Here is a 20,638-nt window from a genome sequence, read left to right as displayed (position 1 = left end):
GTTCTGCATCGCGCACCGGCGGGGGTCCTTTCCGTATCTTCGTAGCCAAGGAGTGAGATGTGGGTGGTAGGAGAACGCGGATGAGCCGGGGACCTGCTCCCGGCCCTGCGCCGTTCGCCGAAACGCCGCTTGGTTCCGGTCAGGGGTGAAAGAACGGGACGGGCTGCCGCCAGCGCTCAGCGGCAGTGCTCAGGATTCCAGGCCGACCTCACAGGGGAAAAAGACAGAAACGCCCCGGGGCTCCTCCGTGAAGATGATCCTCTTGGAAAGCGCGGACATGAAGCCGAGCTCGAAGATGGTTCCCTTTCCGACGAGACCGCCGGGGTTGCATACGACGACAGCGTCGGCCTGCCTGAACGCGTCCATGTGCACGTACTTGTGCCGCCACGTGTCGCGGTCGTTCTTCAGGAGGTCCTGGTAGTCGAAGAGGATGAAGTCGGTGCCCGCGGTCTCCGGCTTGATTCTTGTGCTGCGCGGGCTCAGCACTTCGCTGCCGCTCTCGCGCAGGCGGGCGATGGTGTCCTCGATGTGCCGCAGCTCTTGCTGGAAGCTGCCGCAGACAACAATATTCCGGAATTCCCGCCGGATCAGGCCGTCCATCATGTCGTTCGATCCGCACGCGGACATGCCTGTTTCCAGGTAGAACCGCTCCAGCTCGGGCCCGACTATGTTGAAATAGAGGCCGGTGTCGACATAGACGCTATTGACCAGTGCGGCTGCTTCCGGTTGCGGGAGCCGCTGAAAGACTCCGGTGGCGTGCAGGCGCGTTGTCTTGTTGTCAACGACCTCGTTGAACTCCGTGAGTCCGGCGCAGAACTTGCCGACTCCGTCTGCCAGCACCTCGTGGTCGCGGCTGTCCTCGAATGCGAGCCGCTCCTTTTTGAGTGGTTTCAACTCGCCGCCCCGGCGGCGGTAAACGCTCACGCGTTCCGAGTCGAAGTGGACCAGGACCCTGCCTTCTGTCGCCAATGTACTGTTCTCCTTCTCCTTCAGCGCGTTGGGAGCCAACGGCCTTCGCCGCCTTAGCTGAGAGGTTGGCAAGCGTTCCGGAGGACGCAACGACTAATCGCCTTGTCCACGGAAGGCACTGAGGTACTTTTCGGCGAATTCTTCCTCTCTGTCCCGGTTGTATTGAGTGATGAAGCGCGGGTGCTCCAGGGGCACGATCCTTTGGAAGAAGCGCTGGCCCTCGTTTACCTTCGAGAGGAACGCGAAGTTCTCGCCACTGCCGATGCAGTAGCACACCGAGGTGTCAGTTCCGAATGCCAGCTGGCGTTGCAGGGTGTCCACGAGGAAAGAGTGCAGGATTTCGAGCAGCTTCTTGTTCTCGTAGTAGTTGCAGTTGACCTCTTTTCCCTTGGGGTTCTTTCTCACCAGGCCAAGGGGGCACACAAAGCTCATGACGAAGTCGGCGTAGAACTTGTCGCGGCCCCCGTAGCGACTGATGACGTCGTGCAGAAATCCGGCGGAAGGCCGGCTCACCGCATAGCCGTCGACATCGACTCCCGTTTCGCTTTCGAGGAGCTTGGCGTCTTCGAACGGGACCCCGGTCACGGCCGTGCCGCGTCGGGCGGGCGAGCTCCCCAGTACCAGACGGCGCGGCTTATCGTCGTCGTAGTACTTGTGGTAGAACGCAGTCGTGACCTCGCGGACACGCTCCTTCTGGGGGCCGCTGAACGGGTTGATGACCGTGAATCCGGGAGACAGCGCGAGCGTCGTTTCGGCAAGCTCCTCGTTGAACTGCAGGATCCGATGGGCAACAGTCGTACGCCCGTTCATGCAGAAGTCCTTCCTTCGCGCTGATCACTCTGAACAGTCCGGTCGCCCCCGGCCGTCTGCGATTCAGCCTTCCCGCAAAACTGTTGGAACGTCGCGGATGCGGCTGGCTCGAGGGGACGGTGGAGATTTCAGGCGGTGACAGCTGACAGGTAGATCTCGGTGCTTGTTGGGAACATTCGGATATCTTTGAATCCGGCACAGTCGAGCTCCGCGCCAATCAGATTGGCTGTGTCCATCCCGCGATAGATGTCGACGAAGTCAGTGCCGGGGATGATCAGCCCTGGTATGACGCAGCCCCGCTGAGTATACAGAAATCCGTTGGCTACGGAGACGATAATCACCGCGCCGGGCTTCAGTACTCTGTGCGCCTCTGAGGCCGCTGCGGACGTATCGAAGAACGACGAGTTGTATGTTCTCAAGGAGACATACAGATCGAAACTGTTCGCCGGCAGGGCAGACAGGTCTTCGGCGCTGGAGACGACAGTCCTCGACGAGGGAATGCGTCCGCTTATATTCGCAAGGCCACGTTCTGCGATGTCAACGAAAGTGATCTGCGGGCAATCTGCAAACAAAGCTGCTGCTTCGTGCCCGGCTCCGACGCCGACGTTGATGATGTTGACGGCAGACAGAGACCTTGTGGACGACCTCCTGTAAACCGACATGAAGTCGTCGGTCCATCTCAGGTTGGCGGTGCGAGCGTCGTACGCGTAGTCATAGGTGCCGTACTTCGCGTCAAAGGCTTCGGACAGTGCGTCGTTTACGGCGCGATCAGCCTCTTTGTACTCAATCCCATACCTCTGGCAGATCAGCGAAGCGAGCGCGATCCTCCCCCTGTTCGCATTGACATCACTCCTGGCAAGCGCGAACCCCTTCGACTTCAGCCCGGTGGAGACGGCTTCACTAATGCGATGTGTGGAGTAGTGGGGGTTGCACTCGATATTCTGCTCGCTCGCTGCGTAGAAGTCTCGGTTCTGCTCGAGGATCTCGCGCTGCAGATCGTCGGGAAAGCGGTGTACGAGACCTCGTGCAGTGACGGGATCGTCGTCGAGGTAACTCGTCAGCGCGGGGTCTGGCAGACCGATGTAAACCCTGTCGATGCGCACTTCCTTCAAGAGCTCGGCAAGCTCAAACGACTGGTTTACCGACAGGGTGTTGATTGTCAGATATGCGCCGTGTGTGCTGGATATTCCGAGTTCCTGCATCCTGCTCCGCAGAATGCGATACCAGGATGCGCCGCGGACTTCTCCCTCGAAGGCGGAGCAAATCAACTCGTTGTATTCAGAAACGAGCGCAACGCCGACCCGCCGACCTGATTGCGACGCCCTTTGTGCGACGCGAATGGCGTATTTCATCCAGTAGGTACTGTTCGGACTCATGTGGGCCTCTGTCCCTCGGCGGAACTGACCCTCCTGTTGGTTTGCAGAACCAAGCGGGTGATCACCTTCACGGGCATCCTTCGTAGTGACACGGAACGTGATCTTCGGATGAGGTCGCTGCGGCAACGGTTGGAGGACGACGAGCACGCCGTCCTGGAGGTTCGCCGGGGCCGCTGCCTACCACCATTGGGCTTCAATTGGGCAGGATGAGGCGACCATGAGGAGCGCTCACTCACGATCGTCAGCAACTCTCGGAGAGGACAGCCACCTTGGAGAGGGAGGAGCGGGCTACGTTCGCTGCGGAACTCACGCACTGGCGCAGCGTGCGGGGCCTGTCGAAGGCAGCTCTCGCCCAGCGCCTGAACATCGACCCCTCGTACGTGAGCCACCTTGAGGCCGGCCGGGAACACGGCAGCTCCCAGCTCGCCCGCCGGGCGGACACCGAACTCGACGCCGGCGGAGCACTGTGGCGGGCATGGCAGCGCACCGACGCCTCCCCGCAGGCGGCCGAACAGAACGACCCGCCGTCCAGCACTGGCCTGCTGGTCCTGGAGGACGAGGCGGCGCTCCGCTACGACGACGGACGCTTCCACCTCAGCATGCGCAGGCTCCTGCACAACAACGGCACCGAGCCCGTCACCCGCTACCTCGTACGAATCGCCGTCGACCGATACCCCTCCGAACCGGAACGGTCCAACGCCCTCTACCGCCGCAACCCTCTGACCTGGGAAGAACTCCAGCTCACGGCGCATTGCGCGGACGAGCCGATGGGCTGGACCGTCAAACACGACCGGGACGCGTTCAAGGAGGTGTGGCTCCAGTTCCAGAACCCAACGAGCCGCTTCCCTCTCTACCCCGGCCAGGAAGCCGAAATCTCCTACTCGTACTGCGTCGGCGCCGAGAAATGGGGTCCCTGGTTCCAGCGCGCGGTGCGACTGCCCACCAGGCGTTTGGCTGTGGAACTGTCTTTCCCCCGAGACAGTGAACCGTCCGTCTGGGGAACCGAGACTTCCATGAGCGCCGACTTCGCCCCACTGCGCACACCCCCGCAGCGCACGGAACGAGGCGAGCACAGCGTCTTCTCCTGGGCCACCCTCGACCCGCCCCTGCACGCCCGCTTCCGCCTCGAATGGCGCCTGAAGAACGCAGCCGACGAGAAAGCGAACGACCCCGTGAGCACCCTGTCCGCGAGCCAGGCCATGGCCAACGCTGGCATCGTCCAGGACGGCGACCCCGTCCTCGCCCGCGCCGCCCGTCCCTTCGACCTGCCCACCGAGGCTGAAGAGGCCCAGGAGGTCATTACCGAGCTGATGGACGCAGTCGGCCGCGTTCGCCAACTCCACACATTCGGCAAGGGCATGGGCATCGCCGCCCCTCAAATCGGGATCGACCGCTCCGCCGCCGTCGTCTTTCCACCCGATGCCGGGACAGAGCCCATCATGCTGCTGAACGCCCACGTTGCCGAGGCCTCCGAGGACGAAGACGAGCAGTACGAAGGCTGCCTCAGCTTCTTCGACGTCCGAGGACTCGTGCCTCGCCCGCTGAGCATCGTCGTCGCTCACAGCAACCTCGACGGCTCCACCCACCTGTCGCGGTTCACCCACGGCCTGTCCCGGCTCGTCCACCACGAGGTCGACCACCTGGGCGGCGTGCTGTATGGCGAGCGCATGCGACCGGGTGTGCAGCCGATCCCTGTAGAGGAGTACCGCGGGACCGGCCAGCGCTGGACGTACGGCTGAGCCGCATCGAGTTCTGCCACGTCTCGTCCAGCACCGGCCCAAGTGCGGCTGACGGCGTCACGAGCCCATCACCGGCAGCGGGCGGCACGCGGCCAGGGCGCGGACCGGCCCCATCATGGGCTCCACGCCCGGCAGGAGCTTGGCGTAGGAGGAGGTCTTGAGGTTCCCCAGCCGGAAGCGGTCCGGGTCCAGCTTGTACAGCCAGGAGCAGGTGGACAGGTCGCCGTTCGGTGCGACGTGGAACACTCGGCGGCCGGCCGGGCAGCCGGGTGTGTCGTTGGGTTCCGGTGTGCCGAGGCTGTGGTCGATCTGGATGCCGCGCTGGGCGTACTGGTCCTGCAAGGCGGTCAGTTCGTCGAACAGGTCCTGTTGGCGCTCGGAGGGGAGGAGGAGTTGCGGGTGCCGGGCGGCTCGCCCGGCGAGGAAGACGCTGTTGATCAGGAGGGCGTCCACGCCGATGCGGGCCATCGTGGCGCAGAACTCTTCGACATGGTCGACGTTGCCGGGGTGGACGACGTGAGAGACCCGCACCGGAACGTTCGCCGCCAGCAGGTGCTGCACGGCGGCAACGGCACGGTCGAAGGACGACGGCTTTCCGCGGACCAGGGCATGAGCGGCCCGGTCGTGCCCGTCGATGCTGACGGTCATCCGCCGCAGCGCCGTTCCCGCCAGCGCGCCGGCGACCTCCGGCGTGACGTAGTAGCCGTTGGTGTTGCAGTACACCTCGGCCACCCCGGGGTCCACCGCGGCGATGATGTCGCTGAAGTCCTCGCGCGCGAACGGCTCACCGCCGGAGAAGTAGAACTCCGTCACTCCCGCCTCGGTCATCTCCCGGACGGCTGAGATCATCCGAGCCGTCTCCAGGTCGTCCTGGCGGGAGCGCTCCGGTGAGGAGTCCGACAGGCAGTGCGTACAGGCGAGGTTGCAGAAGTCGGTGACTTCCCAGATGACCGTCGCGCCGGTCTCCGGGGGACGGAAGCGGCAGCGATCGCCGAGGGTGCTCGTCACAGGTCCTCTCCTACGGATGCGTCGATGCCCATGCGGGCGTGGTCGAGCACAGCCTGCTCGAAACGGAATGTGCCGCGGTGGCGGCGATGCCATGCCGCACACTGGACGGCCCACAGGGTGATCGCGCCGGCCATCCGGTCGGCCAGCGACAGCCCGGTCTTCTCCTCGACCAGCGCGCGTCCACGTCGCAACGCCGCCAGGCGGATGGCTGCCGGGATGTCCACCGAGGGGGTCAGGCACAGCGCGGCGATGTCGGCCAGCGGATCTCCCGGACCGTAGAACTCGTAGTCCAGCAGCCGCACCCGGACCGGTGGACCGGCGTCGACGAGCATGTTGGACGGGCTGATGTCCCCGTGGCAGGGGATTCTCAACGGGTCATGCAGCGTGCTCCGAAGCGCTCGCACGCTGGCGGGCACCTTCGCGGCCAGAGCCGCGGCGAAGCCCACCTGAAGCTCGTCGAGTTCGGGGGGCGGGTCCTCCGGCCACGGGCCGGGAAGGCCGACCGAGGCGACCACGGTCTCCACAGCCGTGTCCAGCCACTGCGTTGCCTTGCCTGCCGCCGAATCGCCGAGCCGGACACCGGGTACGTCCTCCAGAACCAGCGTCGGCGGCTGCGCGTAGTGCTCAACCACGCGGGGCGCCAGCCTGTCCGGCATCTGCCGCAACGCACGCAGCTCGCGCTCGAACGGGCCGACCGAGGTGTGGCGCTTGACGTACACCGACAGGCTCCCGGCGCGGGTCTCCTGCCACACCGCGCCGCCCCTGGGTCGGCCAGCGCCGACGGCCGTTCGAACGCCGCCTCCAGCAGCTTCCGCTGACTGTCCATCATCTCTGTCGCGCATGAACCCCGACAGCTCTTGCGTCACGTGCTCAAGCACCTGACCGAATGGTGCGGAATGCAACATGAGCTCTCCACCACCTTGGCGCGGCAGCCGACATCCGGTCCTCGCGCCGTACGGACATCCCTAACTGCGGCCCTGCGGGAAACGGGGCCGTCACCACCCGAACAACCTCCGGGCGGAGCACCAGCACACACCGGAAGATCAGCTGGTGGCAGGGAGGATCACCGCGAACGTTGAGAATGTCCCGACGGGACTGCGAAAAGCTGCGAAAACCGGTGCCGTGCAGGGCAGTTGGCGTACCGTGCCGATGTGACGACTGTGCGCGACACATCGACATCAAGGGGAACGTCTCTCGCCACGCGGGGGACCAACCAGACGCTCACCGAGGCCCTCAAACGCGCTGGCTGGTCATCCCGAGACCTCGTACGAGCCCTGAACCCCCGTCTCACCGCGATCGGCGAGCCTATCCTGCACCTCACCGCGGCACAGGGCTGGCTGCGCGGCAGCGCCCCACGGTCGGGAACGGTACGCCGCACGGTGGCCACGCTGCTCACCGAGGCCACCGGCTGCCCGTACACCGCCGCCGGCTTGTGGGGCACCCAGCCGGGCCGTCCGGAACAGCTGAAGACCGCCACAGACGGCCTCGTCGGCCCTCGCCCGCTCACGGACGTCCTGGCCGTCGCCGCAGCGTGGACCACCACCTCTCCCGGTGACCAAGCCGCCTTATACGCCGTCGGCGACAACGATCTGTTCACCGCCGTCTGGGACGCCACCCGGAAGAATCCCCAGGCGCCCGTGCTCCTGGCGGGCCCCGGCGCCGACCGTGTAGACCCCCCGCACACGGACGTCCTCGAAGATCACCTCACGGACCTCCGCCGCCTGGACGACACCGCCGGAGGCGGAGCCCTGTCCCAGCGCTACGTCCGCAACGCACTGGCCGGCGTCCTCGACCTGCTACACAACAGCCGCTACACCCCTGTCGTCGGCACACGGCTGCTCGGCATCGCCAGCGGCATGGCACAACTGGCCGGCTGGATGGCCTTCGACGCCGATCTCACCGCCGCCGCCCAGCGCTACCAACTCCTCGGCATCCGCCTTGCCCGCGCCGCCGACGACGAGGACACCATCGCCAACGTGCTGGGGATGCTGTCCTACCAGCACGCCGCCCGCCACAAAGCCGCCTCCGCGCTACGCCTGGCTGAAGCCGCGGTCGACCACACCGCCCGCAGCGCCCCGGTCGTCCGTGCCCGTGCTCTGGGCCGCCTCGCCACCGCCCACGCCGCCGCCGGCAACGCCGGGGCCTTCCGTGCAGCCACCGAACTATGCCGCACCCTGCTCGACAACCCCGGCACCGAGCACCATCCGCCCGCGCTCTACTACTTCACCCCTGACCAGGTCGCCGCCGAATCCGGCCACGCACTCGTCGAACTCGCTGCCTCCCAACCTCACCGAGCCAATCGCCTCCTTTCCGAAGCCACCGACCTGCTCACCCCCCTTACCGACCACGGTCTCACCACGGGCTTCAAGCGCTCCGCCCTGCTGCACGGTATCCACCTCGCCCGCGCTCACCTTCTCTCCCGTGACGCGACGTCCACCGTGGACACGCTGCACCGGCTCGCGTCTCACCTGGACGAGGTCCAGTCCATCCGCTGTCGCAACCTGCTCGCCCACCTTCGCCGCCAAGCCGGCTCCCGCATCCACACCTCCAGCGGCGCGGATGCGCTCGCGGCTGTCGACAGGGCACTATCAGCCGCATGAGCCACCTCCCCGCGGCACCGGCCTACCTGCCAAGCCCGCACCTCACCGCCGTGCCGTACAGCCACCCCGACGCACGGCGCCTCACCCGGGCACTCCATGAGGAGCAAATGGCCCTCTACGGGTTCGCCGACGATCCCGAGGAAACACCGGAAGACGCCTTTCATCCAGAGCACGGACTGTTCGTCATAGCGCGCTATGAGGGCATCTCCGGAGCGGTCGGATGCGGCGGATGGCGGCTCCTTGCCCCGTGTACCGCGGAGATCAAGCGCATGTACGTAGCAACCACCGCGCGCGGCCGAGGACTGGGCCGCCGCATCCTCGATCACCTGGAGCGGCAAGCCGCTGGTCGCGGGATCTCCCGCTTCATCCTGGAAACTGGCGCCCGCAACGAGGCCGCTCTTGCCCTCTACGAGGCCAGTGGTTACCGGCTCACCGCCTCCTATGTGCCTGGCAGGAACCTAGAGGTGAATCGAGCCATGATCAAATGCGTTCAGCCAACCGAGTCCTGAGCCGACCGGAGGTCCTGAAGTAGACGGAACAGGGTGTCCGTTCGATCATCTGAAGGGCACGCTCGCTGAAGACCGCGTCCCGTCTTGGAGCGAGGGCATTCGTACGGGGTGCGAAGGAGTACCCGCCCCGTCGTCGTGACGCCGCTGGTCAAGGGTGTGGTTCCTCAGTTGTGCCGCCCCTGTCTGGTTCTGTCCCTACGAGGACCGTGGTCACGATGCGCGGGGTCCCGTCGTCCAGCGCGGAGACATCCTCACACGTCAAGCGAGCAGTGTGGCACCGATCACACAGTGCTCGCAGGTGTGTACCGCGCCGGTCACCATGGAAGCGGATACGTCCTGGCCCTCCACAGGACTCACAGGTTCGTTCCGCTTCGACCCGGGCCGCGTCGACGAGTTGTCCCGAGACGTCGACCCAGGTGCCGTTGAACTCGCCCTCGTCGTCGTAGCGGTCCGCGAGGTAGATACGCAAGCCTCCCAGGCGGGGAATGAACTCTTCTACTCGGTAGTCGGGCGCCAGGGCGGTCAGGTGTTCGTGCAAGCGCATCAGCAGTGGATGCCAGCCCGAGCCGACCTCGGTGAGGTGGGCGGGGATCTGCTGATCGGGTTCGCCAACTCCGAACGGGAACGCACGCATAGCGCCCAGCCTCCCCCATGGCACTGACATCAGCCGAGCTCCGGGCGGAATGGCGAGGAGGCGCCCGAGAGGCGACCTCATGGAGGGTGGTGGCCGCGCGGACTCGACGGTGTCGGCGTGGATCTCCGGCGCGTGTTCTGCCACCTGACCGGGCAGCTTGCCCCGCCCCCAGAACGCGAAGGATCGGATTCCGCGCCTGGCAAGGAGGGTGGTATGCCGGTTAGACGGCCGGCCAGTCGCGGAGTATGCGCTTCATGCCCAGGTAGCCAGCGATCCCGACGATGATGGTGGAGTCCTCCCACATAGGGGAGTTGGGATCGGGAGGGCCGTAGTCCTTCCGCAGGTGATGCCACACGGGCACAATCGGATCGGCCGGGTCAGTCATCGCGTGGCCGAGCGCGGCCAGCCGTGTCTCCCAGTCGTCCATGATGCGGCCCTCGGGAACGAGCTGCCCGGACATGATCAGGTCGGACCACTGCTGCTCGTTCCGCATCGCCTGCACCTGTTCCCAGTGCACCAGGTGCTCGAGCGGCTGCCGGGTCACCTCGGAGACGGCGATGCCGTTCTCGCGGGCGATCGTGTAGAACGCGACAGCTAGTGCCGTGCCGCCGTCGACGAGGATCATCGCCTCCCCGACCTCGGCACGGTTGGAGGCTCGCTCTTTCTCCCGGAACGGCTCCAGCAGGCCGTCAACGACGTGCAGGGCCCGTTCCCAGGCCGCCAGGTACTCCGGAGAGCCGCCGCTGCCGCGCCGGGCCTCCAAGTGCTCGATGACCTTTGCGGTGGAGGCCATGTACCCGATGGGATCTGTCACCGGTCTCCTTCCGGGGGACGCGCGGTCCCCATGGTTGATGTCTCGCTTGGTCGTCAGAATGCGAGGTTGCCGAACTTCCCGGCTCGTTCGGCGAGCTCCATCTGTGCGGCTGCGCGGTCGGGTACCGCCTCTGGCTGGTCGTACAGCCAGGCAACGAGGGCTGCCGCCGCGTGGATCGTGGCAATGAGCTGGTCGTCGCTGAGCTGGTCGTTCTGTTCGGGTACGGCAAGGCGGTGCTCGGCCAGGGTCTCGATCTGGTCCAGGCCGGCATCCCACAACTCTGCAGGGCACAGCGTCCCGAACAGCTTCCTGGCCCCGGCCCGCCAGGCTGCGGAGTCCGCCTGGTAGCGGCTGTCGTCGAGGATCTTCGTGGCCTCGGCAGTGAGGGTGGCGATCACCGTGGGCGCCATCGACGGCGTGACCCAGCTCGCCAGCACCTCGGCCACTTCCTCGGCCGCCCCGCCGGTCAGCGCTTTGGCCAGTGCGAGCTTGTGGGCGGCTTCCCGCCGGAGCGCGAACTCCTCCTCGCCTTCATCGTCGTGGCGCGGCGCCAGGAAGTCGTCGGCAGCTTCGCCGGCGTCCCGAGCGGACTCCAGGTAGGAGAGCAAGATCATCCAGGCGGTGACTCTGGAGCGGATCTCCTGCCGGGTCAGGGAGGAGAGTTGGCCGCGACGCTGGTCGCCCATCGTCGGCGTCGTGTTCGGTTCCTTCGCCAGACCCGACCAGCGCGGTGGTGCCGTCTTACGCCGCCGACCGGCTGCTCTCTGCTGCTTGAGCCGCTTTCCCTTGCCCATCGCGCGTACCTCCGATGCTGACCCCTACGCGCCTTCTCATTGTCCAGACCATCAGATCACGCGACCGGGCACGGCGTGCCGCCGATCACCAGTCCAGGTCCCCGGTGATCGCGGCGGTGATCACGCCGCCGATCACCATCATGCGGTGCGAGACGGTGCGCCACAGCTCCATGGCGCCCGACGGCAGGTGGACCTCCTCCCACCGCTGGACGTTCTTCTGGATCAACCAACCGCACGCCCGGTCGGCCGAGAGGGCGAACTGGGCGGCCTCCTCGGCGATCTCCTCGTCTGACGGCTCCGGGACCGGTGCGGCCTCCCATGCCTCCTCCAGCCGAGGCGCGAACTGCACCAGCGGCCTGCCAGCGTTCGCGTACGCGCGCAGCAGGCGCACCATCGGACTTTCGGCTGGCACGCCCGAGTTCTCCTGTACCAGTAGCCGGTCGGTCATGGTGACGACGGACGCACTGTAGACGATCAGCTGTGTCGTCCACAGGCGTTCGGTGTCCTGTGTCGGCATGTCGGGACGCACCCTCTCCTGCAACGCCATGATCTCCTGGGCATGGCGGTTGCCCAGCCGCAGCTCGATCTCGGAGGGCACCCAGGTGCGGCAGTTCAGCGCGATGTCGATGCCGCCGATGCCAAGATCGCCGCTGTCGTGGTCCGTCATGCGCTCCCTTCTCGTCACTGGTGCCGCCGCACAGTCAGCGCTTCCGGCGCGGCTTCCGTTTGGGCTGCGTGCGCTTCCCACTGCCCTTTGCCTTGGCCTTGGGCGGAGCGGTCTGGCGTCGCACACCACCGGCGGCCAGGAGGATGTCGTCGATGAGCGTACGGAGCGCTGCGGCTTGCTCTGGTGTGGTCGCGGCGGCGGGCGTCTCCATCAGGTGGGCCTTGAGGGCGCTGAGGATGTCCCACTCCCACGGGCCACGCTGACCGGGTGACCGGGGGATCAGCCGGGCGAAGCTGTCTCCGGGGTCACTGTCCGCGTAGAGCCGGGCGAGGAGGGCCAGGGCGTCGTCATCGCTGATGTCGAGGATGCGTTCGGCCGTCGGTGCTCCCGTGGCCACGCCCTCGGCGTCATGAACCCGGCGGACGAGATGGAGCCGGGCCGTCTGCGGGACGCCGGAGCTGGTGGCCAGCCAGGCCGCCGCGGCCGCCGCGGCGCACAACTCGACTGGGCCGGGGTCGCCGTCGCCCCGAAGGAGGTCCATCGGCGCGGTGCCGGGCGGCACCTCGCGCAGGATCGTCAGCGCGGCGTCCCTGTACTCCGCCGGGGTGCACCGCTCGATCAGCGGTATGGCACCGGCGGCCACGTCCTCGTTGGGTACTTCCCTGCCTGTAGCCTTCTCTTTGCTGATGAGGAAGTCGTTGACGATGCTCACTACCTGCTGGGTCGCGAACTGGTAGCGGGGCAGCGGGTAGGGCTCGCGGCCGGGGTCGTCGTCCCACGTGCCGATCCGCGTGATGAGAGCGGCCAATGTTGCCGCCTCGCCGTCGAGGTACGCGATAACCGTCCGGAGCACCATGCCTACCATCCGGCCGGTGCGTTCCCTCATTGCCGGCGGCATCAGGGTCATGAAGTCATCGTCCACGGTGCCCCCCTTGGTCAGGTGGTGATGCGCCGAGGCTATCAGCGCCACTTCGCATCCCCTTGCCGTTCCGACGGCGCGAGAACCGGGGCGCCAACGGACCGTTGGCAACGGGGCTGCTCTGCGCAGGGAGGCACCTGCCTGGCGGCCCACACGTTCTCGGTCGCTGCCTGGTCCAGGTCGAGGCGGGCCCAGGCTCCGGAGTGATCGAAGTGCCCGTGGTCGACCAGGCCGCAGGCGACGATGGCGGGGACCAGAGCGTCGCTGAGCCAGATCTGGTCGAGGCGTCGCAAACGGCGGTGGGTCGTAGCAACTCCTCGTGCTTCTCGTCCTGGAGTTGGTGGCGGAGGTTCCCGCGCCCGCAGCCCCGGCTGAGGCATACATCGGCCTACCCTGCCTGGGCTCAGCGCTGTCCAGAAGCGCGGACCGTGGTCTCGATCAGCAGGGAGTCGGCGTGTCAGATCACCTCGACGGGCTCACCGCATCTCAGGAGCCGCGCCTTGATGTCGCGGACTTCTACCTCTTCCGTGGGCATCACGGCACCGTGGCGATCATGAACGTCAACCCGGTCTCCGGCGGGGGAGGTTTTCATCCCGAGGCTCGGTACGAAGTTCGCTTCGATACCGATGGCGATGTGATCGAGGATGTGGTGCTGCGGGCGGAGTTCAGCGGTCAGGGTGTCGTAGGTCGGCAACTGCTGAAGCTGTGGCTGGTGGCCGGGCGCGGTGCTCGGGACCCGGAGACGCGGGGTCGGCTGATCGCGGTCGGCCGAAGTGGAAGCGTCATCCACGGTGAGCGCGGCATTCGCGTCTTCGCTGGCGCGGCCGGTGATCCATTCTTCATCGAAGGAAGCGTGGTGGCCGCAGTACGGACCTCCCTCCTTGAGGGCACGAGGCTGGATTTGAGTGACTTCGATCCGGACACCCCGAGCAACCTGTTCGGTGGAACGAACGTCCAGGCACTGGTTGTAGAGCTCCCTGACCGTCTCTTCGGCCGTCGCACTGTCCATGCCTGGGCGGCGGTGACCGTGCCCACCGACGCGGGCGGCGGGTGGCGTCAGATCGACCGAGCTGGCAACCCGTTGGTCTCGACGCTGTTCGGTTTCAACTCCGCTGACGACTTCAACGCGGCTCATCCCCGCCGCGATCTCAACGAGTACGGCGAGGTCATCCGCGCCCTCGTCGCTCGCGCCGTCCACGTGAACGGCACGCACACCGATCCGGACGCCCATGGTGAGCGAATACGCGATCTCCTCCTTCCTGACGTGCTGACCTACCGGCCCGGCTGGTGGGTGCTTGGTCATCGGGGTGGTCGCAGGCTGATCGAGAACTCGCCGGAGCGGATGTTCCGGCTGGTGTTGAATCGGTCGCTCGCGACGGGACTGGGGCCAGACGATGCCAGCGGGCAGCTTCGTGATGTCTTCCCCTACGTCAGCGAGCCGGTGGCGCCTGACCCCGAGACAGCTCGCAGGATTCGCGAGCAGGTCTCCATCAGTCCCTTGAACCCTTTCACCACGCCGTCGCTTCATACGCATTCGGAGCCGTAGAGGATGAGCGGAATGGAGTTGTCGGCGAAGCACCCGTTCCAGAAGGGCGCTGTACACGCGCCTACCCTCCCACCGCAGTAGCCGCTGGCTGGTGGGCCGGGCTGTGGACGGAAGGTGGTTCTGCTGCCGTGCCTGCCGACGCAATGCGCGCCAAGAGCGGAACGTCCCATCAGCCGGTTGCCACGATCCGCTGGCTCAAGCGGGACGAGCTGTCAGCGAACTCCTGGAACCCGAACAAGCAGGCGCCGCCGGAGCACCGTCTGCTGAAGATCAGCATCTTGGAGAACGGGTGGACACAGCCGATTGTGGCCCGGGAGGAGGACTCCGGGCTGGAGATCGTGGACGGCTACCACCGTTGGCTGGTCTCGGCCGACCCCGAAGTCGCGGCCTTGACCGACGGCATGGTGCCTGTCGTGGTACTTCCGCCCACCGATCCGGTGCTCGCCCGAATGGCCACCATCCGCCACAACCGCGCGAGAGGCACACACCATGTGCTGGGCATGGCCGACATCGTCGCGGACCTGCTCGAGTTGGGGCTGTCGGGCGAGGAGATCGGCCGGCGCCTGGAGATGGACGAGGAGGAAGTCGATCGCCTTGCCGACCGGGGTGAGATGACCCGCCGCCACAACGCGGGCGGCTTCAACACCGGATGGACCGTATGACGAACCCCTTTGCGCGCTGGCTTCATCGCGACAGCCTCTACATCAACGGCCGCTGGCAGCTTCCCTTCGAACGCGGCACCCACACCCTCATCAACCCGGTCACCGAACGACCGCTGGCCGAACCTCCCGAGGCCACAGCAGTGGACATCGACCTGGCGGTCTCCGCGGCCCGCACCGCGTTCGACGCCGGCCCGTGGCCGCGCCTGACCCCGGACGAGCGTGCCGCCGCGCTTGCTCCTCTCGCCGAGCAGTACGCCAAGCACGAACGAGCGATGGCCGAGCTGATCACGATCGAGATGGGCTCCCCCGCGGGTTTCACCTCCCAGACCTCACACCCGCGCCAGATCATCGACTACTACACCACCCGGCCGCAGGAACGGTTCTCCTTTTCCGAGCCCCGAGACGGCTACACCCTGCACCGCGAACCAGTGGGGGTGGTGGGGATCATCACGCCCTGGAACATGCCGCAGAAGACCATCGTGATGAAGCTGGTCCCAGCGTTGATCGCTGGATGCACCGTGGTGGTCAAACCGGCTCCTGCCACCCCGTTGGACGCGCTCGCGCTCGCCGAGCTGCTGGACGCCTGCGACCTTCCGCCCGGTGTGGTCAACGTCGTGCCGGCCGCCTCCGCACAGACGTCGCAGCAGCTCGCCGCGCATCCATGCGTTGACAAGATCGCCTTCACCGGCTCCACCCGCACCGGCTCACTCATCGCCTCGCTGTGCGGTAAGGCCATGCGCCGCTGCTCCCTGGAACTGGGCGGGAAGTCGCCCATGCTGCTGCTCGACGACGCCGACATCGCCGCCGCCGCCGCGACCGTACCCGCCCAGTCGCTGGCCAACTCCGGCCAAATCTGCAGCAACCTCACCCGCGTCCTTGTCCCCGCCCGCCGCCACGGTGAACTTCTCGACGCCCTCGACAAGGTCTTCGACGAACTCACCATCGGAGACCCGACGGACCGGACCATCGACATCGGCCCGCTCGTCAGCAGCCAGCAGCGGAACGCCGCCGTCCGCCAGATCGCCAATGCTGAACGTGCCGGAGCCCGGGTGCACCGAGGCGGGAACCGGCTGGACCGAGAGGGGTACTTCCTCACCCCCGCCATCGTCACCGACGTCACACCGGCCAACCCGCTCTTCAGCAGCGAAGTATTCGCCCCCGTCCTGGCGGTCACCACCTACGACACCGAGGACGACGCCGTACTGCTGGCCAACGCGACCCGCTACGGCCTAGACGCAGCCGTCCACTCCGCCGAACCCGAACAGGCCCACCGCGTCGCCCGCCGTATCCGCGCCGGAACCGTGCGGATCAACGGAGCGGAGACCGGCATCGACGCACCCCTCGGGGGATTCAAGGAATCCGGGATCGGCCGGGAGCTTGGCCCGGAAGGTCTGTACGGCTTCACCGAACCGAAGGTCATCGCCTGAACTGGCCAGCCTTCCACGACCCTGAGAGCAGAAGACCATGGCCCTGAAGCGGATCGCCCTGCACCCGGACCGCGAGGTCTGGGAACGCCAGCCTGGCGAATCCGCGAAGGCCTTCGGACGCTTCTCCCTCTTCCTCGACACCACCCCGAGCCAGCGCAGTTACAGCGAGATAGCAGCAAGTTACGGCTGCTCGGTGAGCGTCATCCAGAAGCAGGCCGCTGTCCACCTCTGGCAGGAACGTGTCGCAGCCTACGACGCGGAGCGGTCGCGTCAGCGCCGCGAGCGGATTCGTGAGCGCGATGAAGAGTTGTGCCGGATCTTGATGGATCTTGCTCGCGCCACCTCCACTCTGGTCGCCCGCACCATCCAGCACATCGCCGAGACCCGAGAACCCCTCGACGCCCATATCGTGCCGCGCTGGGTCGAGGCGATCGAACGGATGCGCCGAATCGCACTGGATCAGCCCGACAAGGTGCTGATGGAGGTCACCGGCAAAGACGGCGGCCCCATCGAGATCAGCGAGTTCGAAGGGCTGAGCGAGGAGGAGAAGCGGCTGCGCGCTCAGGAGATGGCCGAGGGGGTGCTTCGGCTCTACCAGGGCGGCAAGAGTGGCTGACGCGCTTGACCACCGAGCCCTCGCCCGGCTGGCCCAGGCCGCTCGCCAGGCCAACCAGGACGCGCTGAACGACCCCGCGACCATCGCCCGCTACCTCGATGCCCGCTTCTTCCCCCGGCCCCATCTGGAATACATGGCCTTGGAGCTGGCGCGCCTGGCCACCGGAGAGACCACACGGCTACTGCTGATGCTCCCGCCCCAGTCCGGGAAATCCACGCTCGCCGCCGTCTGGACCCCGTTCTGGTGGCTGGCTCGCCGCCCTCACGACCGTGTGATCATCGGCTCCTACGGCCAGCAGCTCGCGATGCACCGCGGCCGCGCCATCCGCCGTCTCATCGACGCACACGGCTGGCGCTGGAACCTCAAGCTCGCCGCCGGCTCCACGATGGTCACCGACTGGCAGACCGAGACCGGCGGAGGCGTGAAGTCCGTCGGCGTCGGCGGAGGCGTGACCGGCTTCCCGGCGAATCTCGCCGTGATCGACGACCCGCACAAGAACAGAGCCGAAGCGGACTCCCGTGCGATCCGGGATCGCGTCTGGAGCTGGTACAGCGCCGACTTCATGACCCGCCTGTCGCCGGGTGCGCCGCTGTGCATGATGCTCACCCCCTGGCACTGGGATGACCTCGCCCATCGCGTGCTCGAGCGGGACGGCCGCCAGGAAGAAGGCGGCCTCTGGCGGGTCATCGCGCTGCCGGCCTTCGCCACCTCTCCTCACGACGCGCTCGGCCGCGCGGTCGGCGACCCACTGCCGCACCCGCAGATCCCGGTGGACGACATCGAAGCGGCCCGCGCGCACTGGACAGCGAGGCGGGCTCAGATCGAGGCGCGGGACTGGGCTGCCCTCTACCAGCTCGACCCTCAACCCCTCGAAGGCGCGCTCCTCTCCACCGACATCCTCCAGCGTCAGCGCCACTTCGACGCCGGTGTCACGCCGCAGCGGATCGCGGTTGCCGTCGATCCGTCCGGCGGTGGCCGGGACACCGCAGGCGTCGTCGGCGGCTATCTCGGCTCCGACCAGCGCCTCTACCTCACCCACGACCACACGAAAGCGATGTCGTCGGCCGAGTGGGCGCGCGCCGCCTGCCTTCTGGCCGCGGAGACCGGAGCGCAGATCGTCCTCGTCGAGCGGAACTACGGCGGCGACATGGTCGACTTGGCCATCCGAACAGCCTGGGACGCCCTCCAGCGCGAGAATGCGATCCCCAGTGGACAACTCCCCCCGTACGTCCAACCGGTCCATGCGAAGGTCGGCAAGGCGTTGCGCGCCGAGCCGATCGCGCAGCAGTGGCGGGAGGACCGGGTGCGCACCGCCGCGTACCTGCCGGAGCTGGAGATGGAGTGGGCGACCTGGCAGCCGGGGTCATCGGAATCTCCGGGCCGGATCGACGCCAGCGTGTATCTCGCCTACGGGCTGCTACGCCCGCCGAACACCGCTCAGGTCATCAGCTCCCCGGCGGGAATCTCTCTGGCCCAGGCTTCTGCTCAGCCGGGCGGGCTGGGATCTGTCCGGCTCGGCCGCACCGGCCCTTGACGACGCTCCGGGCCCAGGTGAGTGCTGGAACGCGCCCTCTGGCCCGTTCGTATCGACGACTTCGCGTGCGTCCAGCAGGGTGAGTCGCCCGTGCCGGACGCGAGGAGTCGCCGAATCCGTCGCCGACCATGACCGCGGGCACCGGCGGTCCGTTCGCGGGCTCAGTCAAGGGCATTGCCGAGAGCCTTCAGCACTCGACGCTCGCACGATCCCGGGCCATCGACCCGATCCACGAAATCGCTGATGAGTGCGAGTGCACTCGTAAGCGCCCGCCGCTCGCTGTCGCCAACCGGGCCAGCCTGATCCCTCCAGGCAACGACGTCGCGTCCCTCGAGGGCGACAGTCACCACCCGGCGAACCATCGGCAGGTCGGCGAGGTCCACAAACTGAGATCGCTTGAGCTTGGTCATCAGCACATCGGTGAACTCCCGGCGGAATTGCTCGGCGCCGGGGGCGTCAACGGCAATCTCAACCAACGCTCCGCCAATCAAGAACACCGTGCCTCGGGCCAACTCGCGCCAGCCGTACTGGTCTGTGGCTGCTGCGATGCGTTCGGCCAGTTCCGCCAGCGCCGCCGGGTTGTTGTCCGCCTGCCGCAGTCCGGTCGCCTGATCCCAAGCCGCTTGCACAGCACCGATGTTGACCTGTGCACCGTTCGCCTCCATGCGGACCAGAATTGCAGGTTCCGTTCAGCGACAGGGGAGGTTCCCAACCGAGTGATCTTCAGCACGCCGCAGGCGTGTCAACGACCACAGCCGGCTCCCCCACCAGCTGTGACCGTAGGTGATCGTTCATTCCGTCCGGATCTCTGCAACCTCCGTGACGGCCAGCCGACCCAGACCGTCAGTCTGGCCAAGGACGGCACCGTGCGCGCCGAGATCAACGGTCCCGGCAGTGCATGGTTTGAGCGGACAGCTCTCTGCACCAGATCATCGGAGTGGCAGCCGCAGCCGTCACCATCTGGCTGGCTACACGCAAGGGAGTTCGGCGCGGCTGCACCCATCGTTGAAGAGGAGATTCAGCGAGACCGCTCGGCTGGCGAAGGTGAAGGGTGCCCCTTCGGATGGGTTCCCGGCGACTCTTCCGGAGAAAGATTCACCAGCGCTTCGCGGAGTTCCTCCAGGTCGCGGTAACAGATCTCGGTGGAGAGGAAAGCACGGTCCGTCTCGTAGTAGACGATCCATGGGCCGCGGATGGAGAGGGCGGGTCCCGTGGGAGTAACGGTCCAGTGTGGGTCTGGGGCTGGGCCGTCGCTGCCCGGCGGGAGCGCCCAAGTGGTGTCCGGCCGCTCGTCCTGGGCCGGGCGCGGCCACTTGCCCCACGACGGGTGACCCGTGACCTGGTCCAGCGCGGAGAGAAGCGCCGGCGCGTCCTCGGACGGCACCTTCAGCTCGTAGCGGCTGGACGCGCTGATCAAGTCCGGTACGGCGTCGGCGCGACTGAGGTAGAACGACTCCTTTCGGAGCTCCACGCGGTAGGGACCCATGGCCGGGGCGGGTTCCTGAATTGCTCCCATGGTCGTCCTTCGAGTTGGCGTCGTAGCGGGGCGGCCCTGTTGCTGGCGGCCACCGTACACATCTGGTCGCCCCCGTACACGCTCCTACCCTCCCGGGGTGACCGAGACAGTTCTCATTGCGTTGCTGACGCTCGGCGCCATCGCGCGCCTGACTCGGCTCGTCGTTGAAGACACCATCACCGCGCCCCTGCGCGCGGTCGTCGAGCTGCGCGGGGTGAAGTCCAGCGGATGGCGGTGGGTGTCCGAGCTGATCCGCTGCCAGTGGTGCGCCTCCATCTGGATCGCGGCCGGTGCGGCCGCAGCTCACTACTGGTGGCATGACGCCGCGCTGTTCGTCTATGCCGCGGGGGCGTTGACCGCCTCCCATCTTGTCGCTCTCGGAGCTTCCTGGCTCGACGCTCCGCCTCCCGTGAAGCAGCACGAGATAGCCCCGGTCCAGCTCGTCCTGACGCTCCGCGATCAGCGGCGGCGCTGACACGCCCGGGAGGAGGCATACAG

The 20,638-nt window shown here is 66.8% G+C and carries 21 protein-coding genes; 9 read left to right on the top strand and 12 right to left on the bottom strand.

Features of this window, described 5'->3' with window-relative positions; genetic code table 11:
- Nucleotides 1-189: 189 nt before the first annotated feature.
- The 3 genes from STBA_RS19415 to STBA_RS19405 all read right to left on the bottom strand — a co-directional run bounded on the left by STBA_RS19415 (nt 190) and on the right by STBA_RS19405 (nt 3,155).
- Complete coding sequence (locus STBA_RS19415; protein ID WP_077060468.1) at nt 190-969, bottom strand: hypothetical protein; 780 nt, start codon at nt 967-969, stop codon at nt 190-192.
- Between the two features lie 93 nt (nt 970-1,062).
- Nucleotides 1,063-1,779: a uracil-DNA glycosylase family protein gene (locus STBA_RS19410; RefSeq protein WP_077060467.1), complete on the bottom strand. Its 717-nt coding sequence runs from the start codon at nt 1,777-1,779 to the stop codon at nt 1,063-1,065.
- A gap of 128 nt (nt 1,780-1,907) precedes the next feature.
- Nucleotides 1,908-3,155, bottom strand: coding sequence for a class I SAM-dependent methyltransferase (locus tag STBA_RS19405; protein WP_079252029.1), 1,248 nt, complete (start codon nt 3,153-3,155; stop codon nt 1,908-1,910).
- 269 nt (nt 3,156-3,424) lie between these two features.
- Here STBA_RS19405 and STBA_RS19400 point away from each other — a divergent pair, with 269 nt between their 5' ends.
- Nucleotides 3,425-4,894: a peptide deformylase gene (locus tag STBA_RS19400; RefSeq protein WP_077060465.1), complete on the top strand. Its 1,470-nt coding sequence runs from the start codon at nt 3,425-3,427 to the stop codon at nt 4,892-4,894.
- 57 nt (nt 4,895-4,951) lie between these two features.
- On the opposite strand, the gene STBA_RS19395 is transcribed toward STBA_RS19400, so the two are convergent.
- Both STBA_RS19395 and STBA_RS19390 read right to left on the bottom strand, forming a co-directional pair.
- Nucleotides 4,952-5,902, bottom strand: a complete 951-nt coding sequence (locus tag STBA_RS19395) for a radical SAM protein (RefSeq protein WP_077060464.1) — start codon at nt 5,900-5,902, stop codon at nt 4,952-4,954.
- Nucleotides 5,899-6,807 (bottom strand): phosphotransferase, encoded by a 909-nt coding sequence (locus tag STBA_RS19390; RefSeq protein WP_079252027.1) that lies wholly within the window; start codon nt 6,805-6,807, stop codon nt 5,899-5,901. Before STBA_RS19390 ends, STBA_RS19395 begins: the two co-directional genes overlap by 4 nt.
- Nucleotides 6,808-7,053: 246 nt before the next feature.
- Here STBA_RS19390 and STBA_RS19385 point away from each other — a divergent pair, with 246 nt between their 5' ends.
- Nucleotides 7,054-8,502 (top strand): hypothetical protein, encoded by a 1,449-nt coding sequence (locus tag STBA_RS19385; protein ID WP_077060462.1) that lies wholly within the window; start codon nt 7,054-7,056, stop codon nt 8,500-8,502.
- On the top strand, nt 8,499-9,011 hold the full coding sequence (locus STBA_RS19380) for a GNAT family N-acetyltransferase (protein WP_077060461.1): 513 nt from the start codon (nt 8,499-8,501) through the stop codon (nt 9,009-9,011). Before STBA_RS19385 ends, STBA_RS19380 begins: the two co-directional genes overlap by 4 nt.
- A gap of 148 nt (nt 9,012-9,159) precedes the next feature.
- Here STBA_RS19380 and STBA_RS38365 read toward each other — a convergent pair whose 3' ends face one another.
- From STBA_RS38365 to STBA_RS19355, 5 genes are all read right to left on the bottom strand, one after another.
- Nucleotides 9,160-9,645 (bottom strand): hypothetical protein, encoded by a 486-nt coding sequence (locus STBA_RS38365; RefSeq protein ID WP_216355943.1) that lies wholly within the window; start codon nt 9,643-9,645, stop codon nt 9,160-9,162.
- Nucleotides 9,646-9,865: 220 nt separating this feature from the next.
- Nucleotides 9,866-10,459: a hypothetical protein gene (locus STBA_RS36620; RefSeq protein ID WP_143659525.1), complete on the bottom strand. Its 594-nt coding sequence runs from the start codon at nt 10,457-10,459 to the stop codon at nt 9,866-9,868.
- Between the two features lie 53 nt (nt 10,460-10,512).
- Entirely contained in the window at nt 10,513-11,253 is a 741-nt protein-coding gene (locus tag STBA_RS19365) for a hypothetical protein (RefSeq protein ID WP_143659524.1), read from the bottom strand.
- A gap of 85 nt (nt 11,254-11,338) precedes the next feature.
- Nucleotides 11,339-11,920 (bottom strand): hypothetical protein, encoded by a 582-nt coding sequence (locus STBA_RS19360; protein WP_077060457.1) that lies wholly within the window; start codon nt 11,918-11,920, stop codon nt 11,339-11,341.
- Nucleotides 11,921-11,954: 34 nt separating this feature from the next.
- Nucleotides 11,955-12,890 (bottom strand): hypothetical protein, encoded by a 936-nt coding sequence (locus STBA_RS19355; protein ID WP_077060456.1) that lies wholly within the window; start codon nt 12,888-12,890, stop codon nt 11,955-11,957.
- 403 nt (nt 12,891-13,293) lie between these two features.
- On the opposite strand from STBA_RS19355, the gene STBA_RS19345 reads away from it, so the two are divergent.
- The 5 genes from STBA_RS19345 to STBA_RS19325 all read left to right on the top strand — a co-directional run bounded on the left by STBA_RS19345 (nt 13,294) and on the right by STBA_RS19325 (nt 18,624).
- Complete coding sequence (locus tag STBA_RS19345) at nt 13,294-14,385, top strand: DUF4331 family protein (protein WP_079252429.1); 1,092 nt, start codon at nt 13,294-13,296, stop codon at nt 14,383-14,385.
- 128 nt (nt 14,386-14,513) lie between these two features.
- The gene (locus STBA_RS19340; RefSeq protein WP_216355942.1) at nt 14,514-15,047 is read left to right on the top strand and encodes a ParB N-terminal domain-containing protein; all 534 of its coding nucleotides are present in this window, start codon (nt 14,514-14,516) and stop codon (nt 15,045-15,047) included.
- Complete coding sequence (locus STBA_RS19335; RefSeq protein ID WP_077060452.1) at nt 15,044-16,474, top strand: aldehyde dehydrogenase family protein; 1,431 nt, start codon at nt 15,044-15,046, stop codon at nt 16,472-16,474. The genes STBA_RS19340 and STBA_RS19335 overlap by 4 nt, the downstream gene beginning before the upstream one ends.
- 37 nt (nt 16,475-16,511) lie before the next feature.
- A complete protein-coding gene (locus STBA_RS19330; RefSeq protein ID WP_077060451.1) occupies nt 16,512-17,090 on the top strand; it encodes a hypothetical protein in 579 nt (192 codons plus the stop codon).
- On the top strand, nt 17,083-18,624 hold the full coding sequence (locus tag STBA_RS19325) for a terminase family protein (protein WP_077060450.1): 1,542 nt from the start codon (nt 17,083-17,085) through the stop codon (nt 18,622-18,624). The genes STBA_RS19330 and STBA_RS19325 overlap by 8 nt, the downstream gene beginning before the upstream one ends.
- 161 nt (nt 18,625-18,785) lie before the next feature.
- Here the strand turns inward: STBA_RS19325 and STBA_RS19320 are convergent, their stop codons facing one another.
- Both STBA_RS19320 and STBA_RS19315 read right to left on the bottom strand, forming a co-directional pair.
- Nucleotides 18,786-19,289, bottom strand: coding sequence for a hypothetical protein (locus STBA_RS19320; RefSeq protein WP_077060449.1), 504 nt, complete (start codon nt 19,287-19,289; stop codon nt 18,786-18,788).
- Between the two features lie 353 nt (nt 19,290-19,642).
- A complete protein-coding gene (locus STBA_RS19315; RefSeq protein ID WP_143659523.1) occupies nt 19,643-20,140 on the bottom strand; it encodes a hypothetical protein in 498 nt (165 codons plus the stop codon).
- A 97-nt stretch (nt 20,141-20,237) separates the two neighbouring features.
- On the opposite strand from STBA_RS19315, the gene STBA_RS19310 reads away from it, so the two are divergent.
- Complete coding sequence (locus STBA_RS19310; protein WP_077060447.1) at nt 20,238-20,615, top strand: DUF1360 domain-containing protein; 378 nt, start codon at nt 20,238-20,240, stop codon at nt 20,613-20,615.
- The last annotated feature ends 23 nt before the right edge of the window (nt 20,616-20,638 follow it).

The organism is Streptomyces sp. MP131-18, assembly GCF_001984575.1.
Taxonomy (GTDB): domain Bacteria; phylum Actinomycetota; class Actinomycetes; order Streptomycetales; family Streptomycetaceae; genus Streptomyces; species Streptomyces johnsoniae.
Note: the sequence above shows the minus strand (reverse complement) of the source record. Positions and strands in the feature narration are given on the sequence as shown.

Coding starts and splice junctions, on each gene's coding strand:
- STBA_RS19410 (WP_077060467.1), bottom strand. CDS start 1,779: ATGAACGGGCGTACGACTGTTGCCCATCGGATCCTGCAGTTCAACGAG.
- STBA_RS19405 (WP_079252029.1), bottom strand. CDS start 3,155: ATGAGTCCGAACAGTACCTACTGGATGAAATACGCCATTCGCGTCGCA.
- STBA_RS19390 (WP_079252027.1), bottom strand. CDS start 6,807: ATGTTGCATTCCGCACCATTCGGTCAGGTGCTTGAGCACGTGACGCAA.
- STBA_RS19380 (WP_077060461.1), top strand. CDS start 8,499: ATGAGCCACCTCCCCGCGGCACCGGCCTACCTGCCAAGCCCGCACCTC.
- STBA_RS38365 (WP_216355943.1), bottom strand. CDS start 9,645: ATGCGTGCGTTCCCGTTCGGAGTTGGCGAACCCGATCAGCAGATCCCC.
- STBA_RS19365 (WP_143659524.1), bottom strand. CDS start 11,253: ATGGGCAAGGGAAAGCGGCTCAAGCAGCAGAGAGCAGCCGGTCGGCGG.
- STBA_RS19360 (WP_077060457.1), bottom strand. CDS start 11,920: ATGACGGACCACGACAGCGGCGATCTTGGCATCGGCGGCATCGACATC.
- STBA_RS19335 (WP_077060452.1), top strand. CDS start 15,044: ATGACGAACCCCTTTGCGCGCTGGCTTCATCGCGACAGCCTCTACATC.
- STBA_RS19330 (WP_077060451.1), top strand. CDS start 16,512: ATGGCCCTGAAGCGGATCGCCCTGCACCCGGACCGCGAGGTCTGGGAA.
- STBA_RS19320 (WP_077060449.1), bottom strand. CDS start 19,289: ATGGAGGCGAACGGTGCACAGGTCAACATCGGTGCTGTGCAAGCGGCT.
- STBA_RS19315 (WP_143659523.1), bottom strand. CDS start 20,140: ATGGGAGCAATTCAGGAACCCGCCCCGGCCATGGGTCCCTACCGCGTG.